The sequence below is a fragment of the Rhizobium sp. 62_C5_N11_2 genome, assembly GCF_051811185.1.
Taxonomy (GTDB): Bacteria; Pseudomonadota; Alphaproteobacteria; order Rhizobiales; family Rhizobiaceae; genus Rhizobium; species Rhizobium leguminosarum.
Map to the genome: position 1 here is coordinate 2,919,649 of NZ_JBPWPW010000001.1, position 21,548 is coordinate 2,941,196.

The 21,548-nt window shown below is 58.9% G+C and carries 24 protein-coding genes, 1 tRNA gene and 1 pseudogene; 10 read left to right on the forward strand and 16 right to left on the reverse strand.

The features are described from left to right. The 3 genes from AB8B31_RS14680 to AB8B31_RS14690 all read right to left on the reverse strand — a co-directional run bounded on the left by AB8B31_RS14680 (position 1) and on the right by AB8B31_RS14690 (position 3,655). Positions 1-915 (reverse strand): ABC transporter permease, encoded by a 915-nt coding sequence (locus AB8B31_RS14680; protein ID WP_130652792.1) that lies wholly within the window; start codon positions 913-915, stop codon positions 1-3. 300 nt (positions 916-1,215) lie between these two features. Further along, complete coding sequence (locus tag AB8B31_RS14685) at positions 1,216-2,514, reverse strand: ABC transporter substrate-binding protein (RefSeq protein WP_018074083.1); 1,299 nt, start codon at positions 2,512-2,514, stop codon at positions 1,216-1,218. Positions 2,515-2,566: 52 nt separating this feature from the next. Next, positions 2,567-3,655 (reverse strand): ABC transporter ATP-binding protein, encoded by a 1,089-nt coding sequence (locus AB8B31_RS14690; RefSeq protein ID WP_018446597.1) that lies wholly within the window; start codon positions 3,653-3,655, stop codon positions 2,567-2,569. Positions 3,656-3,922: 267 nt separating this feature from the next. On the opposite strand from AB8B31_RS14690, the gene AB8B31_RS14695 reads away from it, so the two are divergent. Next, positions 3,923-4,633: a GntR family transcriptional regulator gene (locus tag AB8B31_RS14695; protein WP_018242923.1), complete on the forward strand. Its 711-nt coding sequence runs from the start codon at positions 3,923-3,925 to the stop codon at positions 4,631-4,633. Positions 4,634-4,696: 63 nt separating this feature from the next. On the opposite strand, the gene AB8B31_RS14700 is transcribed toward AB8B31_RS14695, so the two are convergent. Further along, the gene (locus tag AB8B31_RS14700; protein ID WP_018446598.1) at positions 4,697-5,110 is read right to left on the reverse strand and encodes a DUF4174 domain-containing protein; all 414 of its coding nucleotides are present in this window, start codon (positions 5,108-5,110) and stop codon (positions 4,697-4,699) included. Between the two features lie 199 nt (positions 5,111-5,309). Next, a complete protein-coding gene (locus AB8B31_RS14705) occupies positions 5,310-5,693 on the reverse strand; it encodes a hypothetical protein (RefSeq protein ID WP_018446599.1) in 384 nt (127 codons plus the stop codon). Between the two features lie 355 nt (positions 5,694-6,048). On the opposite strand from AB8B31_RS14705, the gene AB8B31_RS14710 reads away from it, so the two are divergent. Both AB8B31_RS14710 and AB8B31_RS14715 read left to right on the forward strand, forming a co-directional pair. After that, positions 6,049-6,255: a hypothetical protein gene (locus AB8B31_RS14710; RefSeq protein ID WP_018242926.1), complete on the forward strand. Its 207-nt coding sequence runs from the start codon at positions 6,049-6,051 to the stop codon at positions 6,253-6,255. Positions 6,256-6,280: 25 nt separating this feature from the next. Continuing rightward, entirely contained in the window at positions 6,281-6,511 is a 231-nt protein-coding gene (locus AB8B31_RS14715) for a DUF2934 domain-containing protein (RefSeq protein WP_018446600.1), read from the forward strand. A gap of 88 nt (positions 6,512-6,599) precedes the next feature. Here the strand turns inward: AB8B31_RS14715 and AB8B31_RS14720 are convergent, their stop codons facing one another. Together AB8B31_RS14720 and AB8B31_RS14725 are read right to left on the reverse strand one after the other, a co-directional pair. Continuing rightward, the gene (locus AB8B31_RS14720; protein ID WP_130652793.1) at positions 6,600-8,525 is read right to left on the reverse strand and encodes a DUF5054 domain-containing protein; all 1,926 of its coding nucleotides are present in this window, start codon (positions 8,523-8,525) and stop codon (positions 6,600-6,602) included. Between the two features lie 336 nt (positions 8,526-8,861). Next, complete coding sequence (locus AB8B31_RS14725; protein WP_018242928.1) at positions 8,862-9,056, reverse strand: hypothetical protein; 195 nt, start codon at positions 9,054-9,056, stop codon at positions 8,862-8,864. A 123-nt stretch (positions 9,057-9,179) separates the two neighbouring features. On the opposite strand from AB8B31_RS14725, the gene AB8B31_RS14730 reads away from it, so the two are divergent. The 3 genes from AB8B31_RS14730 (at position 9,180) to AB8B31_RS14740 (ending at position 10,926) form a co-directional block, all read left to right on the forward strand. Continuing rightward, positions 9,180-9,905 (forward strand): LuxR family transcriptional regulator, encoded by a 726-nt coding sequence (locus tag AB8B31_RS14730; RefSeq protein WP_130652794.1) that lies wholly within the window; start codon positions 9,180-9,182, stop codon positions 9,903-9,905. Between the two features lie 155 nt (positions 9,906-10,060). Then, entirely contained in the window at positions 10,061-10,726 is a 666-nt protein-coding gene (locus tag AB8B31_RS14735) for an acyl-homoserine-lactone synthase (protein ID WP_018446603.1), read from the forward strand. Next, complete coding sequence (locus AB8B31_RS14740; protein WP_018242931.1) at positions 10,723-10,926, forward strand: hypothetical protein; 204 nt, start codon at positions 10,723-10,725, stop codon at positions 10,924-10,926. The genes AB8B31_RS14735 and AB8B31_RS14740 overlap by 4 nt, the downstream gene beginning before the upstream one ends. Before the next feature lie 121 nt (positions 10,927-11,047). Here the strand turns inward: AB8B31_RS14740 and AB8B31_RS14745 are convergent, their stop codons facing one another. Next, positions 11,048-11,416 (reverse strand): response regulator, encoded by a 369-nt coding sequence (locus tag AB8B31_RS14745; protein WP_018242932.1) that lies wholly within the window; start codon positions 11,414-11,416, stop codon positions 11,048-11,050. Positions 11,417-11,617: 201 nt separating this feature from the next. Here AB8B31_RS14745 and AB8B31_RS14750 point away from each other — a divergent pair. After that, positions 11,618-11,693 (forward strand) — tRNA-Ile (locus AB8B31_RS14750). A 627-nt stretch (positions 11,694-12,320) separates the two neighbouring features. On the opposite strand, the gene AB8B31_RS14755 is transcribed toward AB8B31_RS14750, so the two are convergent. The 5 genes from AB8B31_RS14755 to AB8B31_RS14775 form a co-directional block, all read right to left on the reverse strand. Beyond that, the gene (locus AB8B31_RS14755; RefSeq protein WP_003577126.1) at positions 12,321-12,515 is read right to left on the reverse strand and encodes a hypothetical protein; all 195 of its coding nucleotides are present in this window, start codon (positions 12,513-12,515) and stop codon (positions 12,321-12,323) included. A 479-nt stretch (positions 12,516-12,994) separates the two neighbouring features. Continuing rightward, on the reverse strand, positions 12,995-13,306 hold the full coding sequence (locus tag AB8B31_RS14760) for a hypothetical protein (RefSeq protein ID WP_047618398.1): 312 nt from the start codon (positions 13,304-13,306) through the stop codon (positions 12,995-12,997). 326 nt (positions 13,307-13,632) lie between these two features. Then, the gene (locus tag AB8B31_RS14765) at positions 13,633-15,051 is read right to left on the reverse strand and encodes a hypothetical protein (RefSeq protein WP_130748012.1); all 1,419 of its coding nucleotides are present in this window, start codon (positions 15,049-15,051) and stop codon (positions 13,633-13,635) included. Between the two features lie 11 nt (positions 15,052-15,062). Then, positions 15,063-16,496 carry a DUF6384 family protein gene (locus AB8B31_RS14770; RefSeq protein WP_130652797.1) on the reverse strand — a complete coding sequence of 478 codons (1,434 nt, stop codon included), beginning with the start codon at positions 16,494-16,496 and terminating at the stop codon, positions 15,063-15,065. 12 nt (positions 16,497-16,508) lie between these two features. Continuing rightward, positions 16,509-17,723, reverse strand: coding sequence for a hypothetical protein (locus tag AB8B31_RS14775; protein ID WP_130653550.1), 1,215 nt, complete (start codon positions 17,721-17,723; stop codon positions 16,509-16,511). A gap of 415 nt (positions 17,724-18,138) precedes the next feature. Here AB8B31_RS14775 and AB8B31_RS14780 point away from each other — a divergent pair. Both AB8B31_RS14780 and AB8B31_RS14785 read left to right on the forward strand, forming a co-directional pair. Next, a pseudogene (locus AB8B31_RS14780) lies at positions 18,139-18,654 on the forward strand (contractile injection system protein, VgrG/Pvc8 family); the annotation flags it as partial. Positions 18,655-19,251: 597 nt separating this feature from the next. After that, entirely contained in the window at positions 19,252-19,446 is a 195-nt protein-coding gene (locus AB8B31_RS14785) for a hypothetical protein (RefSeq protein ID WP_130652799.1), read from the forward strand. 103 nt (positions 19,447-19,549) lie between these two features. On the opposite strand, the gene AB8B31_RS14790 is transcribed toward AB8B31_RS14785, so the two are convergent. After that, a complete protein-coding gene (locus AB8B31_RS14790) occupies positions 19,550-19,750 on the reverse strand; it encodes a hypothetical protein (RefSeq protein ID WP_018446607.1) in 201 nt (66 codons plus the stop codon). A 253-nt stretch (positions 19,751-20,003) separates the two neighbouring features. On the opposite strand from AB8B31_RS14790, the gene AB8B31_RS14795 reads away from it, so the two are divergent. Beyond that, positions 20,004-20,150: a hypothetical protein gene (locus AB8B31_RS14795; protein ID WP_164902606.1), complete on the forward strand. Its 147-nt coding sequence runs from the start codon at positions 20,004-20,006 to the stop codon at positions 20,148-20,150. 174 nt (positions 20,151-20,324) lie between these two features. On the opposite strand, the gene AB8B31_RS14800 is transcribed toward AB8B31_RS14795, so the two are convergent. Continuing rightward, positions 20,325-20,867 (reverse strand): hypothetical protein, encoded by a 543-nt coding sequence (locus tag AB8B31_RS14800; protein ID WP_130652800.1) that lies wholly within the window; start codon positions 20,865-20,867, stop codon positions 20,325-20,327. A gap of 194 nt (positions 20,868-21,061) precedes the next feature. Next, positions 21,062-21,508 carry a GNAT family N-acetyltransferase gene (locus AB8B31_RS14805; protein ID WP_130653551.1) on the reverse strand — a complete coding sequence of 149 codons (447 nt, stop codon included), beginning with the start codon at positions 21,506-21,508 and terminating at the stop codon, positions 21,062-21,064. Between the last annotated feature and the right edge of the window lie 40 nt (positions 21,509-21,548).

A 21,548-nucleotide genomic window follows, 5' to 3' on the forward strand; every position in this document is an offset into this window, starting at 1 on the left:
TCAAAGCTCCTTGCGGATGTCGACGACACGCAGGATGGCCGCGACCATCAGGAGCACGACGGCGAGCAGCACCACGGCGTTGGCGGCAGCCGCCGGATATTGCAGCAGCGACATCTGGTTCTTCATCATCAGTGCCACCGAGGCGCTCTGGCCGCCGGACATCACCTGCACCGTCGAAAAATCAGCCATGACGAGCGTGACGACGAAGATTGTGCCGATCGCCATACCGGGTTTGGCGAGCGGAATGACGACGTTCCACAGCACCTGCCAGCCGGAGGCGCCGGCATCGCGCGCCGCCTCGAACAACGATCGGTCGATGCGCATCAGCGTGTTGAAGATCGGCGTCACCATGAACAGCGTATAGAGATGCACCATGGCGAGCACGACGGCGAAATCGGAATAGAGCAACCATTCGATCGGCTTGGGGATGATGCCCATATTGATCAGCGTCGAATTGACGAGGCCGTTGCGCCCGAGCACCGGGATCCATGAGATCATGCGGATGATGTTCGACGTCATGAACGGCACGGTGCAGACGAGGAAGAGGATCATCTGCGTCGAAGTCTTGCGAATGTGGAAGGCCAAGAAATAGGCGATCCAGAAGCCGATGACGAGCGTCAGCGACCAGACAATCGCAGTGAATTTCAAGGTGTTAAGATAGGTCTTCCACGTCACCCACGAACCGAGCGTGTCGGTGTAGTTCATTGTCAGGAAATCGGGATAGAGACCGGCAAAATCGTAGTCCCAGAAGCTGACGACACCGATCATGGCGATCGGCAGCAGGAAGAAGAAGCCGAGAATGACGAACAGCGGCGTCGCCTGGAGATAGGATATCGCCGATGGGGAAAGCTTCAGTCCGCGCCCGCCGCGCGCGCCCTGGCCGTCCTCCTCCGTTTCCGCCGCGATGGTCGCCATGATCCGGTTCTCCGTTGTCTCATTGTCAAGCGTGACGACCGAGGGCTCGTGCCCCGCCCCTCGTCCGCCTGCCGGCACCTTCTCCCCGCCGAGGAGAAGAGAATCGCGGCGGCACCTAAGCCACCGCGCACCTCAGTTTCGTCTCGCGGCCAAACCGCGAACTCCCTCTGCTCGCCAAAGGACGGGTCGAGACCCGTGGCTCGACCCCGGTCAGATGCCAGAAGGGCAGATGAGTGGGCGGAGCGAAGCCACGTCTTGAGCATCGCCAAAGACAGTGGCTCTCCGCCCTCTCTGCGGAGATCAGGCAGCGATGAACTCGTTCCAGCGACGGACCATGTAGCGGTCCTCGTCCATGACGGAGTTCCAGCAGGCAACCGCGCCCATGCGGGCTTCGAAGGAACCGCCGTCGCGAACGGCGCCGGCCTTCTCCATGACTTTGCCCTCGGGAGACAGGATATCACCCTGCGCCGGCTTGCCCTCGATCCAGTAGCCCCATTCGTCGGCCGACATGAATTCCTTGGCGGTGTCCATGCAGGCGGAATAGTAACCCTGGCGGTTGAGGTAGCCGCCGACCCAGCCCGACGTGTACCAGTTGATGTATTCATAGGCGGCATCGAGCTGCGCGCCCTTGAGATGCGAGGCAAGGCCGAGACCGCCGCCCCAGGCGCGATAGCCTTCCTTGAGCGGCTGGAAGGTGCAGGCGATGCCCTTCGAACGGACAGCGGCGACGGCCGGCGACCACATCGACTGGATGACGACTTCGCCCGAGGCCATCAGGTTGACGCTTTCGTCGAACGACTTCCAGAAGGCACGGAACTGGCCGTCACCCTTGGTCTTGATCAGGAAGTCGATCGTCTTGTCGATTTCTTCCTTCGTCATGTTGCCCTTGTCGGCATATTTGATCTTGCCGGAGGCTTCCATGATCATCGCCGCATCCATGATGCCGATCGACGGGATGTTGAGGATCGCGGTCTTGCCCTTGAAGGCCGGATCGAGAATATCGGCCCAGCTGGTGATCGGACGGCCGGTGAGGTCGGGGCGAATACCAAGCGTATCGGCGTTGTAGATGGTCGGAACCATCGTCATCCACTGCGTCGGCTCCTTGGCGAACTTCTTGGAACCCTGCGCCTCGACGAAGCCGACCGTGTGCGGCGCCGTGCCCTGGGCGATGACGCTTTCCGGCTTCAGCTTGCCGTTGATGAACAGCGGCACGATCTTGTCGTAATATTTCAGCTTCTTGACGTCCATCGGCTGCATGACGCCAGTCGGGAACACCTTCTTGGCGATCCAGTATTCGATGTCGGCGATATCATAGCTGTCAGGCTGGGTGACGGCGCGCTGGGCGGCGGCGTCTGAATCGGTTGCCGTCATCTCCAGGGTGATGCCGAGATCGGCCTTGCACTTCTCGGCGATGGCATTGATGTTCGAAACACCGGTGCCGAACTGGCGAAGCGTGATGTTCGTCTGCGCCCAGATGGTGGGAAAGCCGGTGATGGCGCCGGAGCCGGCGATGGCGCCGACGGCGGCAGCACCCGTCTTCAGCAGCGTGCGGCGGGAAAGTCCCTTCTCCGCCTTGGTCGATGTCGTTTCAGTCGTCATGTCAGTTCCCCTTTTCTTGGATAGAAGGTTCAGTGTTCTTGATGGTGATGGCTCATGCGGAAGAGCGGCCGAGAAGTACGGCATCTTCGAGCGCCCAGCTGAGCGAGACGGTGTCGCCAACGGCAACCGGCCGGGCGAAATAGTCGCCGTCGTCGGCAATGACGGTGAAATCGTCGCTGCCGGCGCCGATAACGGTGATCTTTACGGAAGAGCCGCGATATTCGATGTTGGAGACGATGCCGTCGAAGCCGAGCGTCCATTCGGTCGCCACTTGCAGGCGGACGCGGTCGGTGCGGATACCGATATCGACAGGCTCGCCGACTTCCCTGCCCGTCCCGCGCACGGAAAAGCTCTGACCTTCCGGCACGGTCATGACGAGCACCCCGTTCTCGCTCGAAGTCACCCGGCCGGACAGCACATTGTGGTCGCCCATGAAGCGCGCGACGAAGGCAGTCGCCGGCCGCTCGAAGACCTCGCGCGGGGCGGCCGCCTGCTCGATCCGGCCGTCATTCATGATGACGATGACGTCGGCGAGCGCCATCGCCTCTTCCTGGCTATGAGTGACGTGCACGAAGGTGATGCCGAGCGACTTCTGCAGCTTCTTGAGTTCGGCGCGCATGCGGATCTTCAGGAACGGATCGAGCGCCGACAGCGGCTCGTCGAGCAGCAGCGCTTCCGGATCGGTGATCAGCGCGCGCGCCAGCGCCACGCGCTGCTGCTGGCCGCCGGAAAGCTGGGCCGGACGCCGGTTGGCATAGGCCTCCATCTGCATCAGTTTCAGCATCTCGAGCGCCTTGGCTTGCCGCTCTTGCCTGTCGACGCCCTTCATCTTCAGACTGAAGGCGACGTTGTCGATCAAATCGAGATGCGGGAAAAGCGCGTAGGACTGGAACATCATCGCCGTGCCGCGCCTGGCCGGCGGAAAATCGGTGACGACGATATTGCCGAGCCTGATGTCGCCCGACGAGATGCTCTCGTGGCCGGCAATCATGCGCAGCGTCGAGGTCTTGCCGCAGCCCGACGGGCCGAGGAAGCAGCAATAGGAGCCGGCCGGAATCTTCAGGCTGATCGCATGGACCGCCGTCGTCGCGCCATAGACCTTCGAAACGGATACTATATCGATCTCTGCCGCTTTCGACATCATGCCTTCCCCTGTTCGGAAAAGACGATGCATCTGCCGTGCCAAACTCCGTTGCTCGCGTCAAGCCATTGCGAAATCAGGCTTTTTTCGACGCAAAACTTGCGAGAGCAAATTATATGCACAACGAACTCTGCACATGATTTAGGCTATCGTGCACAGTTTGTGCAGAAAATCGTATACAATATTGCCATCATTTCGGGCACAAATTCCGTTTAACTTTTGCCGCGAACACGGATATGGTTTCTCGTCATCAGGAAATCGATTTTCATGAAATCCGCCGCCAAGGCTCAGCAAGCCGAAGACTCCGCCGAAACAGGCGCGCAACAGATCCGCGATGCCATTCGTGAAGCGATTGTCGAGCGCAGGCTCTCGCCCGGCACCAAGCTTTCGGAGAGCGATGTCGGCAATCTCTTCAACGTCAGCCGCACGCTTGCGCGCGCCGCCCTGCAGGCGCTGTCCTATGAAGGCCTCGTCAGCGTCGAGAAGAACCGCGGCGCTTTCGTCGCCTATCCCTCGCCGGAAGAGGCTCGCCAGATCTTTTCCGCCCGACGCCTGGTCGAACCCGGCATATTGCGCGAGGCCGCGGCGCGGATCACGCCTGATGACATCGCGCATCTGAGACAGCTTCTGCTGGAAGAAGGCCGTCTGATGAGCGAGCGCGGCCAGACGGCGCGCCGCGCCGAAATCAAGGCATCGGGCGATTTTCATCTGACGCTGGCGCTCATATCAGGCAATTCGATCATGCAGCGCTTCATGGAGGAACTCGTCGCCCGCTCCTCGCTGGTGATTGCGCTCTATGGGCAGTCGACCGCATCGAGCTGCGGCCACTCCGAACATGGTGACATCATCTCGGCGATCGAAGCCAACGAACTCGACCGCGCCTGCCAGCTGATGCTGCATCATATCGCCCATATCGAGGCCGATCTCGACCTGCGTGAACGCAAGAGTCTGGGCCTCAAGGAAGCCTTCGAACTCTGAACATGCAAAAGCTGCGGGCGCGGATGCTCCACCGCGCTCCGCTTCAAACGGAATCTCGAAACACTACCAAGGCGTCTTCTTCGGCAACATCTCGAAGGCCGCGAAGATATCCTCCGCGGTCATTGGCTCGCTCGAGCGCAGCTTCACGGTTCCGTCGCGTCCGATCAGGATCAACCCGAACTCGCCGGTCGGCGGCCCCTGCAGCCGCTCGCGAATATCGTCGGCATCGAGTTCCCAGTCATCGTCGAACAGCGCAAACGCGCCGCCGCCGGCGATGCTGAACACTTCGACGTCTTCTTCGATGAGGCGCATATGCGACTTGCGCAGCCATTCGTCCTGAATGAGCGCGCGGTCGTCTTGCGCATCGGCGAAGATGATCAGCACCCGCTTCCTGTCGCGAAACTGCTCGAGCGATTGCGGAAGGTCAGGCTCACGCCTGGATGTACCGATGATTTCATGAACGATGGATTTTAGCATGGTACTTATTCCTCGCCCGTCGCGACTGCATAATTCCTTAGATCGGGATCGATTTAAGGATAAAATTATGCGGCAATTCAAAGTGCCACAGCGGCGCTGTAGCGGCGGGCCGTGCCTGCCGAATTAAACGGTTGGGAATAGGTGAGGTTCCGCCAGGAAGCGGAAAAGGATCGCAGCCATGGCCGCGATCCTCATCCTGTCAGTCGCGGCTCTGGTCTTCGGACGCGTGGGCCGAAACGGCAACGAGATCCACGGCACCGGTGGCGAGAAGGCGCTTGCGCACCAGCACGCGCATGACGCGCGCCGCCGTGGAGAAGGTCATCTGGTCGAGCGGGCCTTCGCCCTCCCACGGCTTGGTCAGCCGTTCAGTGACGGCGCCGACAATGTTCATCGGCACAATGTCGGTGCATTCGCGCATGGCTTCGAAAACGAAGCTGATTGGAATGACCCTTCCTTCGTGGGTCACGATCGGCTCGGTCAATTCGCTGTCCCATTCCTCAAAGGCATAGAGCGCTTCGCGAAACAGCTGCTGGAGGGTAAACGGCGCGTGGCCGTTATGAAGTGGCGGCAGTGCATTCATCATGTCTGTCTCCTCTTGTTGGATTGAAGCCAAGTCCTCCGGTATCGGTCGGCATCAACGCGGGGAACGAATATTTGCCCCTGCGGACCGAATAACACGATTGATTCTATAGAGTAACGCGCCGGGGTAAAGCCCATTTATCAACCGCTGCGGAAACGAATTCCATAACACCCTGATATTTCTGCATGTTTTAGGCGAAATTTTCTGAGCGTCCCGCATTCTTAAAAATCTATGCCAGCCGCTTCAGATCGCTCCGGAATGGCACGCCGAGGCGAAAAAACCCTGAAAATTCACGGAACTTTTGTCTCTGTAATTTGTTTTGTTCTCACATTCGCAAAACAGTCTGGGGTTATCACCAATGACGCAAATCCATGAGCCGGAGCGCCGAAGCAGAATCCTGCGCGGCCGCCCCTATAGCCTTGACGAATTCGCCTCCAAATATGGCCTGCATGGCGATCAGGCCGAAAGTCTTTTCACCCGTTTCGGACCCTCCTCGATCGAACTCGACCTGCTGATGGCAGCCAAACGCCGGCCACCGGTTCTGCAGGACAAAATTGCCGAATAATACTTTAGACGAGTGGGATGGATAGATGAGCAATAGACGCCACGAATGGATCAGCAAAAGAGCTTACGCGATCTGGGAGGAACAGGGCCGTCCTCACGGCCGCGACGACGAACACTGGCGCCAGGCAGTTGCCGAACGCGATGCACTGGAGCGCACGAAGGCCTCTTCCGACGGTCGCGAAGTACTGAAGTTTCGCCCGAGGCAGCCCGAAGCGCTATGCACCGGCTGGCTCGGCCGATCGGCAAGCGTCGGCTGAACCGCTTCCTGTCTCGGCCCCGGACGGCTCAATCCGTACCGGGTCGAGCGGCAAATCCCCGCGGGATCGCATCCCCGTTAGGGGTGACTCAGTCGAGCCTTAACCGGAAACGCGCCTGAAAATCTCCCTGCCACCACATCGGGAAATTGGTTCCCCATTTATTGTTGTGCAGATTGAAACGGATGCCGGCGGTGAAATCCGGCAACGTCCTGCAAAACGTCATGAAATCTGAGCCTTGCGGCGCAACGAGCGGCGCATCGAAGGTTTCGATTGTCAGCGGACCATCGGCAAGATCACCGCGTGCCGATGTCACCGCCTGCAATTGTCCGCCGCCGCTCGTCGCAATATTCCCCGATCGATGCCAGAGGCCCATCTTGCGGAAATTCCACTCCGCGGCACGATCAGGCGTGAAGGAGAGGAAGCTTGCCTCCGGCATACGGTTGGCCGGCTTGTCAAGCAACGTCAGACGCAGATCAAGACGATCACCCTCGGCGGTGAAATGCAGCATCACATGCGGCGGCGCGCCATATTTCTGCACGGCCTCGACCGGCATCGACAGAAGGATGCCCGCCTCATCAGTCGCTTCCAGCACCGGCAGAAAAATCTTCGAAAGTGCCGCCCCCGACCGGGCAAGCCCCGGCTTGTCATGGTCTAGTATCGCCCATTCCTGCCGATGAGTCAGATAGGTCTGCATGTGACGGTTGATGTCGCCGGCATCGTAGCTCTCGTATCGATAGGCGATCAGCGCGCCGTCGCGGCCGGTGATCGTCCTGCCGGAAGGCGAGGTAATTTCGGCAATATCGCCGCTCACGCCGTCGAGCGCGATCGACCAGCCACCGGCCTGCAAGCGGAGCTCCCGCCCACCGCCCTCGATGACGGCAGGCGTGGCGAGTTCGGCGAGCACGGCCTGGGCCGCCTTCCGGTCCGTCTCGTCAAGCTCCGAGACCGCCTGGTCGAGATAGGCCCGCTGCTCGTCCCAGGAGGCTTCGGTATAGGCGAAGCGATAATTGGATCGGCGCGCGGCCTCGAAATCGGCCCGCGACCACGCCTTGTCGTCGCGCAGATAGGACTTGATATCCACGCCGCAGGTATGCTCGGCCACCATCGCCAGTCCGCGCCCGAAGGCGAGACGCCGCGCATCGAGACCATCCGCCGCGAAACGGTCGTAGAGCCGCTGCAGCGCGAGAAACCGCGCCGTCTTGACCGGATCGCTGCCGCTACCATGGATCCAGCTGTCGCCGAGTTCCAGCTCAACAACAGGAAAACGCTCACGCTCGCTCCAGAGAATGGCGCCGTAATCCTCGAGCGTTGCTGCGCGGATGATCGCATCCGGCCCACGGGCGCGCAATTCGCGATAGGCCTCGGCCGTCTGCGGCACGCTCTGCGGCCCGATATTGTCGTTGGTATGGGCAAAGCTCAGGCCATCCTCGAAACCATCGGGGAAGCAGGTCTCGCCATAGGAGCGCTGGTACATGACGACCACCTCCTCGCCGCCGGGCGCCCGCCAGCGGAAGATATCGGGCACATCGGGCGGCGGCGACGCCGTATTGACACCGAGATGCAGGAAGCGGATGCCCGCCTCGGCAAGCAGCGGCACCATGCCGAGCGTATGGCCGGGCACATCGGTCATCTTTGCCGCGATCGTCGTCTTGCCGAAACGCCGGTCGAGCTCCTGCGAATAGGAAAGCCCGGCCCGAAAGAGATCCGGCGACATCAGCTCCGTATGCGTGGTGAACGGCAGGCCGTGCCAGCGAATCAGTCCGCGCTCGATCGCCTGCTCCAGCGCCGCAACTTCTCCCGCCGAGCGCGAATTCAGATGGTCCCAGATCAGCCAGGCGCCCGTCGTCCAGATGAATTTCGGCTCTTCAGGATTTTCGGCATGAAAATGCCTGGCCGTCTCGATCGCCTGCGGAATGAAGCGCTCGTGATATTGCCGGCGGACTTTCTCGGCATGGTCGGTAAAGCCGATATCGAGATGGGTCTTGAAGACCAGATGCACGCGCTTTTCAGTCATTCCATTTCACACATCGGTGATGACAGTCGAAACAGTCTGCAGCCAGTGGCGGTACAGGTGAGGAGTGTAACCGTTTCCACAAACACCCTTGCTCCTGCCGCAAACGCTCCGTCAACCGTTTTGGAACAAAAGGATAAAATAATGCGGATTTCTTAACCATATATCCAGAACGCAGCGTCCGATCCTTTCGCCGCCAAATCGAATCACGACATGAATGAAGACGTGTTCATTGACAATTTTGCAGAGCAGAAAGGCGGTGGGATTTCCCTGCCGACCGGCGTGGGTGGCCCGCCTAAATTGCGGAGAAAAGGCTGAGCCGTTCGGGAAGGCCGATCGTCAGAAAGCGTTGGTTTCCTGGCAGAGCGCCCGGTGAACCTCGGTCCAGAACAGCGCCAGCGGCCTGTCGCCATTGCGTTCGGCAACGAGGGCGCGGATCAGCGCTTCGGAGCCTGCCATGTCCTGCCAGCTGGATTTCAGGCCCTTGGCGGCCTGTTGGCATTCGGCAATCTCGAATGGTCTCTTGCTGTCCATATGAGGTCTCCTCATCACAGGCGCTAGCAGATGGGACCCGGATTGTCATTCCCCGCATATGTGGGGATGCCTTGTATTTGTGACGGCCCTCGCGGTAGGATTGAGGGAATTGGGGCAGTGGAAATGATTGAGAATACCTATAGCGAAAAGTTCGAGTCCACATTCGAACAGATCAAGGCGGCGGCCAACGTGGATGCCGCCATCCGTATTCTCCAGGCGGAATATAACCTCGATTTCGTCACCTACCATCTCGCCCAGACGATCGCGAGCAAGATCGATTCGCCCTTCGTGCGCACCACCTATCCGGATGCCTGGGTCTCTCGCTACCTCCTCAACAGCTATGTAAAGGTCGATCCGATCGTCAAGCAGGGCTTCGAACGCCAGCTGCCCTTCGACTGGAGCGAGGTCGAACCGACGCCGGAGGCCTATGCCATGCTGGTCGACGCCCAGAAACACGGCATCGGCGGCAATGGCTACTCCATCCCCGTCGCCGACAAGGCGCAGCGCCGCGCCCTGCTGTCGCTGAATGCCCGTATACCGGCCGACGAATGGACCGAGCTCGTGCGCCGCTGCCGCAACGAATGGATCGAGATCGCCCATCTGATCCACCGCAAGGCGGTCTATGAGCTGCATGGCGAAAACGATCCCGTGCCGGCATTGTCGCCGCGCGAGATCGAGTGTCTGCACTGGACCGCCCTCGGCAAGGATTACAAGGATATTTCGGTCATCCTGGGCATATCCGAGCACACCACGCGCGATTATCTGAAGACCGCCCGCTTCAAGCTCGGCTGCGCGACGATCTCGGCCGCCGCCTCACGGGCCGTGCAATTGCGCATCATCAATCCCTAGTCTTTTTGTTGGCGCATGTCGTTATCGCAAAACCGCTGCACAGTTTTGCGCGACATGCTGCCCCCTCATCTGGGGGGGCCTATCTGAGGGAATTTCCGATCCGGCTCGCCTGAACCATTCTGCTTTCCACGAACTTGAAAACGCTGGAGGGCAAAATGTTCGTTATCATTCAGGCACATGAGTATCAGAAATACGCTGCCGTACTCGACCAGATGTTTCGTCTGCGCAAGAAGGTCTTCGCCGATACGCTCGGCTGGGACGTTCCTGTCATCGGCCCTTACGAACGTGACAGCTACGATTCGCTTGCTCCCGCCTATCTCGTCTGGTGCAATGACAGCCGCACCCGTCTTTATGGCGGCATGCGCCTGATGCCGACGACGGGCCCGACCCTTCTCTACGACGTCTTCCGTGAGACGTTCCCTGATGCCGCCGATCTTATCGCCCCCGGCATCTGGGAAGGCACGCGCATGTGCATCGACGAGGAGGCGATCGCCAAGGATTTCCCCGAGATCGACGCCGGCCGCGCCTTCTCCATGATGCTGCTCGCGCTTTGCGAATGCGCGCTCGATCACGGCATCCACACGATGATCTCCAACTACGAGCCCTACCTCAAGCGCGTCTACAAGCGCGCCGGCGCAGAGGTGGAAGAACTTGGCCGCGCAGACGGCTACGGCAAATATCCCGTCTGCTGCGGCGCCTTCGAAGTCTCGGACCGGGTGCTGCGCAAGATGCGCGCCGCCCTCGGCCTCACCCTACCCCTTTATGTCAGGCACGTGCCGGCCCGCTCGGTCGTGACCCAATTCCTGGAGATGGCAGCATGAACCGCCTCGCTGAAACCGCTACGCAGACCTCAATGCAGAAGGATATCGGCGCGCTGGAGCGCCATGTTCTCGCATCCCGCGACATCGCCACGCAGATAGGGGATCCCTTCCTCTCCTATCTCCTCTCGATGGCGCTGTTCACGATCTACGAGAAGAAAGCCCATCACGAGAACGAGGCGCTGAAGAGCAGCTTCAGCTGAGGGTGCGGTTCCCCTCCGCCCGCCTGAAGACGAGCATGTCTCCCGGCGCCTCGCGCGCAGCCGCAAAAACAGTCCCCGTTTTGCGGCTGCGCGCCCCTGCCATGTCATCAGGACATTGCCGTTACGTCATCAGGGAATTGATGGTCGATATCAGCGCGTCGTGCAGATAGGGCTTCGGCAGGAAAGCGGTATTGGCGGGCAGCGCCATCGGGTCGAGCCGCACCATGCCGGAGGTGATGATGATGCCGATGTTCGGCCGCATCGCCCTCACCCGCTTGGCAAGCTGGAGACCGTCCATCGAGCCGGCCATGTTGACGTCGGTGAATAGAATATCGACATCCTGCCTGCCCTTCAGCACCACCAGAGCCTCGTCGGCATTCGCCGCCTCCAGCGCCACATGGCCGACCTCCTCCAGCACATCGAGGATATTGAACCGGATCAGCGGCTCGTCCTCCACGATGAGCACCACGGCACTGTTCGAAGCCACCATCTGCGATCGCCCTCTTCATGCGGAATGTGACTTGGATAAGTGTAGCCCGCGCGAGAAGGTTCCAGTGGCTGCCCACGAATTATGCATCATCCACAGATGCTTGCGCTGCCCGCTTGTGGCTCCTTGCAATTTGCGTTAGAGCGAACCGATGCTCGCGGGAACCATTGCCCCGGCATCACGGCGCCGGCCACCCGACGCCAAGGGCCTGTAGCTCAATGGTTAGAGCCGGCGGCTCATAACCGCTTGGTTGGGGGTTCGAGTCCCTCCGGGCCCACCACTTTTTCCAGGGTTTTGCGCCGTGCGGCCCGTATCGCCGGCTTCCCCTGGTCAACAGGACGACGGCTTTATATCGCCTCCTGTCCCGCATATTTTACAGGAAATGAGCGGTGTTTTCAAACCCTTAGTGAACCGCTGGATTGGTCACTCCTGCACGACGCTGAGCTGCTTTTGCCTTGGAACTCCTGACTGCCGTTCGAGCGCCGGTTCTAACCGCCCCGTCCTGCGGCGGCTAGGCGGGATTCCACTCTCGGAGTTCCAGCGGAGTGTCGTTGCGGAGGGCATTATGTTGAATTGCGAGGACTGCCGTCGGCTCGCCTTGAAATATGGCGACAAGCTTGAAGTTCGTGAGTAGGAAGCAAGAGCCCTGAGCACTGGCCGATCAGCTTGGACATCAACACGACATCCGACCTCGGAGCCACGAGAGAATTCAGTTCGATGACGGTGTTCGGGAGTTTCATGGTTGAGACGTGGGGCATTGAACCCGCCTCGGCTGATGCTCTTTCGTCCACCATTCTTCACTTTTGAGTTCTCGTAATCGGGCAGCGTAGTGAAGCAGATGGGGATTGCGTTCATGTCGGCCTCCGATGACGGACGCCGCATGACGTAGAAAAATATCTCCTGCCATTCAGTGCGAGGTGATCGCACGACCGCTGGACGCGAGATGCTCGGTAATGGCGCGCCGGATTTCGGTAACCGTGTCGAAGAGCCTGTTGTCCAGGTCGATGACATTGAACCGGACAGCGATGAATTTGAGGCGGTTTTCGACAGGGACCGCGATCCCGACTTCCTGACCGTTGAATACGACAGCTTGCTTTTGCATAACAAACCTCGGGCGCGCCACACGGGAGCACCATCTTAGAAAAGTGGAACAAAGGGTTTACGACGCGTCAGATTGCCGTCGTAGGTCGGTATCGGATCGAGACGAGATCACGCACTCGCTGCACCGTTGCGAAGAAACGAAGTCGGACAAACAACGTCATCATCCTCCTCAAGCGAGGTCAAACGACCGCTGAGTATCGCCGGCGAGGGCCGGTTATTTCGGAACTCTTCTGTAAAAAACGTAGTCGAGAAACTTCGAGTAAGCAACTGATTTTTGTTATTATTTAGCGTTTTGAATCGTATGATAATTACCGCAGGTGCGAAGTAATAAATGATGTACGTTCGTCCGACCCCATCGTCAACGGCTTTACTCGGCGATGTTGCAGATCGCCACTGAGCGCAGGTGCCAGGTCGGCTGGGCCAAAGAGTCCGATTCCGCTCCCACGTAGTTTCCGAACGGGCGCGATATCCCTGAGGGCTTCAGAAGTACCTGATCACCGTATAACCAGCGATATATCCGAGTGGGAACATTGCCGCTACAATGTAGCCAGGTCGATAGTTCGACGTGATGGCAATGACGCTGGTTACTAGCCCGGCTGCAATTCCAGCCGCGAGGACAGCTGGAAGGGCATCCGCCGCGAACGCGCCTGGGCCATCCCCTGATCCTATGGAAAAGAAATAGACAACAATCATTGCGACGGTTGCCGCCATAAGCGTCCACCCCTGTCGCCAGAACGCAAGCGCGACGAAGCCGACGATGTACGGCAAAACAAAAAGGATAAAGAACAACATACCCTACCAACTTGCTATTTCGGAGAATAAGACCCTCGCGCTGGGGTGCCAGCAGAGCGGCGCGAACAACGATGACCGCGTTCGGCCGCCAGGAAACATTAACCCGTCGCCTTTCAGGAGCGGCCATTTTGGTCGCTCGCGAAGCGCCGATCATTCGGCTGATTTTCCGGACCAGAAGGAGGCGGCCGATGTCCAAAGTATTCGAGGTTTTAAAACGGCTCGGTGATGCGAACGTCCACTATTTCATCGGGAGATATCGTACTGACACGATAGACGACATTCTCCCGCCTGCCAAATGGAAGGTGACTTTCATCGCCCACTGCCAATCAATCTCCACCGAACCCGCCGGTCGTCGTGTGTGACGAGCTGCCACCGAACGAACTGGTGGTCGACGAATCGTCGAAGCCGCCAAAGCCACCGGAGGAACTGGAGGACGAGCTGCCACCAAAGCCACCACCGAAATCGCCCGACGATGGTGTCGGACGCGGTCGAGGCGGGTCGCGGTGCGCATCGTTCAGCTGCCCAATGACGCTCGCGTCCGTCATCATGTCGCGAAGGAAGGCGTCCGCGAGCGTGCCAACGTTAACACCGCTGAACGTATGACCAGTCGCGTGCCAGTTATTGTGGTCGATCTCACTTTCGATGCGGCGCAGACCTTCAAGCTTGCTCTCGCAAGAAGAGAGATTGCGCTTCTCGTCGTCGATCTGGCTGTCGCGGGTTGCGACCTCAGAGGCGATTGCCTGGATGCGTGAAACCGTCGCGTCGTCTTCAGTTGAAGGCGTCTGCTCTGCCATCGCACGCATCTTCGACTGGAAATCCGGCTTTGCCAGCAAGTCTGCAAAATTCGAGATGATCGACTTCAGGTCGGCGTCCTCAGCGAGTGCGGCGTCGGCCAGGAACTGATTGATCGTAGCAAGTGCATCGGCGTGGCTCTTACCGCTGTCGATTGCCTGCTGCCGCTGTTCCTTCAGAGTTTCCAGCTCATCGCGCTTCGGCTTGGTGACGTCGAAATATTCTGCTTCCAGTACATCATACTGGGCCTGCAGTTTCTCATGCTCCGGCTTGCGAGCCGCAATGCGATCTTCGATCATACCCGGCCGGGCAACGAGGAAATCGTAGTCGGCAGCCTGAACGACATAGTTGAAGCTGTTGGCAAGCCGACGATCAAGCATCCGCGTGATCGGAAGGAGACTTCCCTTGTAATCCGGCGTGCCGAACTTGCGCTTATGCAGGTAGACGAACAGTTCGTCCTTTTCGAACGCAAGGCGCTTTTCAGCCAGCTCTTCGTTGGCAGCCTGTAGCGCACGATTCATGTCGCCATGAGCCTGCGAGGCGGCCGCCAGATCAACATAGATCGGCTTGACCCGCTCGTCAGCCATGAAGCGCTCACGGATCGCGGCTTCTTCGCTTTCAATTTCGGCGGTGAGGGCATTGATCTTCTCGTCGAGGATCGCGACCTGCTTCTTCGAGACACTGATCAGCCGGGTGCGTTCGCCGACCTCTTCCTTCTTGGAGGCCACCTTGGCTTTCCGCTCGTCAAGGGCCTGTTCGACGGTAGCCGGGAGGGCGACACCTGCGGAAACGTGGAATGCCGCCAACTTTTTGAAGAGCCCAGACTGCTCGCGAAGTAGCTTGTCGACTTCGCCCTGCAAGCCGAGAATTTTCTCGGAAATGTTGCGACGGTCACGCTCGACATCGTCACGGATGCTGCTGAACTGGCGGTAAACGTCATATCCTGAGATCATGGTCGATCTCCCTACCAGTGCGTGATCGTCTGATTGTCGATGGCGTCAAGGGTCCAGTTCACATCGAGCGAGCCCTTGGGTTTCGTTCCGGCACGGTCGTCGTCGATGATCTTGTCATCGGAGTAATCGTCCAGAACTTTGGTGTATTGGCGCTTGGAAACCCGAATACCCCAGTAGGGAACCGTCTCAGCAATGCCGTCCTCCTTGTTACCAACTTCGACTGGAACGGGCTTTCCGCCGACAAGTGCTTCGACAACAAGATACCAGCGGGTGCCATCCCGCTCGACACCGGCTCGCACGCCACGACGATTGACGATCCTAATCTTGGCTTCGTTCTGAACGTAGGTGACGAGGTTCTTGTATGACGTCATAGCCTGACGCATCTGCTGACCGTCGCCATCCTCGGCCGCTTCCGTGATCAACGAAAGTCGACGGGTCAGCGTGGTACGAGCGCCATCGTCGAGAGGGTTGCCCGAATTAACATAACGAGACAGGGACGCGTCCGCATCAGCAACGAAGTTCGCCGCTTCACCAGTAAGCTGCTTTTGCGCCTGGACCTGTCGAAGATGACTTTCAATCACCCCGATAGCCGAGATAGCTTGCTGCGCACCTTCGACATTCTTCGCAGCAATCGCGCCGAGACCTTCGGTATTGCGGCTTTCGATGTCGGTGACAGCCTGATTGTCGGAGACCGCCACAGCAAGTGCCTTGGCCGAAGTGTAGGCGGCCTGAAGTTGGCTTGGCTGAATCGCAAGCTTGGCTGCCACCTGCTGTACCCGTTGTTCCTTCCAACGCATCGACGTTTCGATAGTGCCAATTTGACGGATTGCCGTTTCAGCACCCGCAACGTTGCGAGCGGTGATGGCAGCCAGCGCCTCTGTATTTCGGCTATCGATGTCAGCCTTGGCCTGAACATCCGACACGCGGTCTGCGGCGACGGTTGCCGACGACACTGCCGCCTTCAATTCGGCTGGGAGCCGAACGGTGAGCGCAGTTTCAAGCTCGCGAGCCGCCGCTTCCTTTGCCGCCGCTTCGCGGGCGATGGCCGCCTCACGCGGTTTAATCACGAACTGATCGTAGCCAACGTTGTACGCTACCGTACCGACCACCAGGACAGCCGCCGCAATGGCCGTATTGCGGAGATACCGGCCGCGACGCACGTAAGCCGTCGCCGCGAGCCGGTTAGCCCCGGATTTCATCGGGGTGAACGTGAAACGCCGCTCTTCATATTGCTCCACGGCAGCTTCGATGACGTCATCTTTGACGACGACGCCCTCCTTGGCCTTCTGCTCCTTGAGGCGCTGGATGAGGGCCTTCCGGCGTTCACCGGCCCCCAATTCAAAGTCAACCACCCGGTCGCTGGCTCGAATATCGTCGATGATGTTGGAAACACCCAACATGTCGCCGAAGGAAGGGCTCGCGCCCGATGCTGACGAAGCTGCCATGGATATTACCCGTTACGCTGCGATTTTGTTCGCCATTGCCGCATAGCGACGCTTGACGTCCTCGACCGACGCGCGAATTTCGTCCGCGTTCTGACTAGCTTCCGCGCGGCTCTGTTCGATGAGCTTGGCGTTTTCTTCGTCTTCGACGAGAAGGGCTTCGGCCAGCGTCTTGACGACATCAGCGTCGATGGTCTTTCCGTAGCCACTCCTGATTGCCTTGGCGTTCACCTCGCCGGAAACATCCGCGAGATCGGAAAGCGACTTATTGATGCCGCCGGTCATGGAGTCCAGGGCATTGGTCCCCTCGGCCAGACCGATGGTGGCGTTGTAGTTCGCCTTCAGCGAAGCAAGCGTCGAACGGTTGGTGGCATAGAAGCTGACAGAGCGCTTATAGATGCGGTCCTTGAGCTTACTGGTGCCTTCCAGCTTCTTCATGGTCACTTCTGTGATGTTGTAGGCGATCATCAGGTTGTCGGCGAGGTCCTTGCCGATATCAAACTGACTTTCGGCCTTTGACCGAGCGTCGTTGGCGCTGTCGCGAGCGATCTGCAGACTGACCTTGGTCGCCTCATCAGCAGCCTGGGCATCATCAACAGCCTTCTGCGCAGTTTCCGCCTTTTCCTTGGCCGCGTTCCAGGTCGCTTCCAGGTTCGCCTTGATCGCGAGCGCCGCGACCTGCGACTGGCCGAGTGCGCCACGGAACAGCTGGTAGGCTTCGAGAATTTCCTTTTCACCCTTCAGCTGGGCCGCAAGAGTCGTCGTGACCTGCTCGAAACGATCTTCGATCTTTGAGAAACGGTCGGCGATGTCGCCCTGGGTCGCTTCCTTGAAGAAGCCGGTGATCTTGCCCCAGATGGATTCATTGCCATCGGCTGCATCAAGCACAGCTTTCTTGGCGTCGGCGCGGATGGAGTCGAAGGCTGCCGTGATTTCCTTATAGTCGTCGCCGACGGCGATGCCGGAAATCTTCTGGACGACCAGGTCGTCGAAAGCCTCCTGCTCAGACAGCGTGCGTGCGATAAAATAGGCAAGGTCCGGATCGGCGTCCTTGATCTCTTCGATGATCGACACGATAGCCTGCGGCTTGCGAACGTCACCACGCAGACCGAGCGACTTCACAATGTCGATAGCCTGCTGCAGCTTTTCGCCGCCTTCCTTCAGAACCGTGGCAACGGCCGTGCTTGCAGTCGCCACGATGGCGTTCCCTTGCGCGGTCAGATCGGTCATGCTGTTCTCCATCTCCGTGGACGAAATCTCGTCTTGGTGAATATCTAATGCAACAATAACTTGTTCGCAATTACCGGTTTCCCGTGCTTGATATCGCCACGGCACCGACGTCGCCAAACAAGCGACCTCCCGTTGTCTGATAGGGTCTGATCAGCTCTGCAGCTTGCTCGATGATGTAGTTGTTATCCATGTGGGCAGGTTAGCATCCCCAATCATTTCACCAGGTATCGATGATATCTTTCATGTGCGGCTAGTAAGCAGCTCCAACTTGATCTGCCGTCGGGTCTCAATCGACTCCACACGCTTTCCGAGTGCCGGGGTTGACAGACCCTCAGAGGTTCCTACTTGCCGCCGATATTGATGATTATAGAACCTTAGATTGAGCGTATCTCAGGGATTTCATTCGGAGAACGTTATGAACGACCTCTTTTTGTCTTCCGATTTCATCCAAGCAAATCGCGTTCTAAAGCTTACGTCACCGTTGGGTGACGACCAGCTCCTACCGGAGAGGATGTCGGTCGAGGAAGGGGTAAATCAACTTTTCGAGATAAAGCTCGTCGTTCGTGCCAAACGTGAAGTGGTGAAGCCGGAAGAGCTGATTGGCAACCTGGTGACCGTCGACGTCGAGATCGCCGAAGGCCTTCGACGGCCCTTCAACGGCCTCGTTACAAGGCTCTCAGAAGGCCCGCCAGTAACGCGGGGCCTACGGTCCTATACGCTGACCATACGCCCGCAGATATGGCTGCTCTCGCGCCGTTCAGATTGCCGCATCTGGATGGACAAGACTGCAATCGAAGTGTTGCAAGCGCTTTTCTCTGAGCATGGCCTGCCCTCGCCCGATGTTTACAGTGTGTCAGCCACACCCCCGCAGCACTGCTCAGTCCAGTGGAATGAGACCGACCTGGACTACGTGCTTCGCCGTTTCGAAGAGAGATCCGCCGCCTTCTCGGCCTTCCAAACTGCAGGATCGTATATGCCGACGCTATTGGCATCTTGCCTGTCGTTCACACTTTCGGAGCCCTCATTCCGCGCATCGTTTTCGAACAAAATGCCGCTGATTAAGATCGAGGCGGTTAGGACAAGGAAGGCGATTCCGGCACGCTTCAATTCGGACGTCCTTCGGCTCCGCTCGAACAGAGACGTGAGTAGGTTCCAGCCCCTGTAAATGGTGGCAAACCAACCTAGAAGGGAAAACGCCGTGCTCATTTCATTTCCCGTCAAGCCGAAGGTGCCCGCCCTCAATGTCCAGCTTCTTCGCATTTGATACCGATCCCCGCGTAGGCCAAATAGGGAAATCGACTTGGTGAATGGGACCTCTTTGACAGGCTGCGGCTCCCCATATCGTCGTTGTCCAAACAAACGACATCTGTAGGCGTGGCCGAGACAACCTTGATCGTGGCAGCGAACGCCAGCGAAGGGGTTTTCAGGCAATAACAAAATCTTGATCGACAACGACAGTTATCAGGACGCCTCATCGGCCCTACTTGCCAGGATTATACGGACACTTTGGCCAGTAAGGGGTGGGGAGATGCTTCAAACTCGCAAACTATCGGCAGCCATGGCAGCCGTCTTCGTCATTGCCGTATCGGCGTCGTCGTGTACCACGAGCTCAAACGACTCGGTGCAGACGGGTTCGGTCGGCTATACCGCTCAGAGTGCAGACTTTGCCCTTCGGCCTGCCTGCCGCGATGGATTCGGCAATGATCGTCCGTGCAGCTACTAGCGCTGGAAAATGAGAAGTCTGATTGCCGCGATGGTTCGTCTGTGGGGATGGCCAGTATCACACGACTTCGTCCGGCGGCATCATGCCCGATCGGCGCACATTTCTAATAGCTACAAGAGCGGCCATCGCTCGGCCTGAACCCACCCCCACACGCCGGATTAAGCGGCTGACGCTCATAATAACCGCCATAACCGCCGCCGATCGACGACGTCTGGTCGAGATTTCCGGACGAAGTGCAAGCCGAAATGATCGTGGCAAGGCTGATCAGCGTTCCGGTCGCGATAAATGCGAAAAATCGGTTCATCTGAGCTTCTCCTCGGAGGGGCACGGCTTTAGCCGAAGTTTGCAATCTACCACGCCATCACGAGGGTATGCGAGGACTTATAGGGGTTGAGCGGCCTCGGCGGCCCCTTCTAACGCCAATGTGATCGTTTTTCAGCCCCACTGCCTCAAGCCATGCACTGTCGCATAACTGTCATGTAAAATTGCCCATTGCGATAGCAGCTTGCGCAAAATATATGCTGCCAGCTAACAAAAAAAAGAATGAGTAAACTGCCATGAGTGCCATACACAAACTTTTCCACCGCAATCTCCTGACCCGCTTCGTTGCTGGTCTCGGCGCGGTTCCCCAGCGTATTCGCGACGCACGCGAAGAGCGCAAGCCCGCCATCCATCCATCCTTCATGGACGATTTCGGCGCCTGAAGCGCGTAGCGAACTTTTAAGTTCGCTTACCGCGCTTTCGCCTTTGGTTTCGCGCATCTGTTTATCGCGAAACCGCTCCACACATTTGCGCGACATGCTTTGGCCATCCAAGGCATCCGCTCGCCGCCGGGTAAGGTAGTGACCTCATCCCGGCTGGCGCGCATCCTCAGCTGACTACGGGTGCGGCCGGTCGCCCCAGCTGGAGATAGGCTGGCCGGCCTTGGTCGCCACCCTGACGTCATAGAGCGCGAGTGAAGCCTGGAGCTGGCGCATATCGTTGCAGCGGTTGATGATGCCACCGATATACTGCACGCAATCGCTGGCGCTGCCCTGTACCGAGCCCGTGGCCCAATCCTTGACGATTCCGTCGGCGCCCACCAGGAAATAGGAAAGCCGGTTGTTCTGCGAAATCGTGGAACTGCCGACCAGGCCGGCGAAATTCGTGCCGGTCTCGGTCTGGGAGCCGGGCGCCATATGCCGGTAGATCGTCATGCCGTTCATCAATGGCGTCGCGCCGATCATCGGCCCGAAGGTCGCTTCGGAGCCGGAAAGCCGCGCCATTGGCGACTGGCCAAGATTGGCGACCTCCGCATAGGGCTTGCCCAGCGCATAGCTGGTGTAAGAGCGGTTGGCGGCGTTCTCCGCCTTTTCCGCCACCTGAGAGCACCCCGCCAGACCGATGGCGAGGCTGATCGAAAGAATTGCCATGAAGCGCATGCTGCCCCCTTGCCGGCCGCAGCAGCGCGGCCGCCGTTTGTTCCTTAACCCGCCGTATTTGCTATCAGGTCTGCAGGATTTGGGAAGCGGTCGCGCCAGAGCAGCATTGTTTGCTACAGCTTTACCGGCGTGCCGTGTGAGTCCCCTCTGCCCAGGCCCGGGCAGAGGGGGGCGGCCACAGCCGGCGGTCATGATCAAGCCACGGCGGACAATTCCTTGCGGAACCAGATCCGGTCAACGGGCCGGCCTCCCGCGTGCCCGCTGATCCTGCCGAATTCGACATATCCGAGCTTCGGGTAAAAATCCGGGGCCTGGGTCGAGAGCGTGTCGACGCAGGCCGCGACCGCGGCGCGGCGACGCCCTTCTTTTTCGGCCGCCGCCATCAATTTCGTGCCGATGCCGCCCAGCCGCAGCGATTTTGCGACCCACAGATTACCGATGAAAAGAACCGAGAAGGAAACGGACGCCGTTATTCCGGCGATAAGCCCTCCGTTCTCTCGCCAAACGATGGCAAAAGCCTCGCGTCTGATCTCAGCGCTCTCGTTGAAGGCGTTCAGGCCGTCGGAAATCGCGGTGGCGATCTCGGACGGGACGGGATCGAGCGTTTCGAACATTGCTTCCTCGTTGTCGATGGTCGCCACATGATAGCGAGCCGTCGGTTCCGGTCCAGCCGTTTCGGCT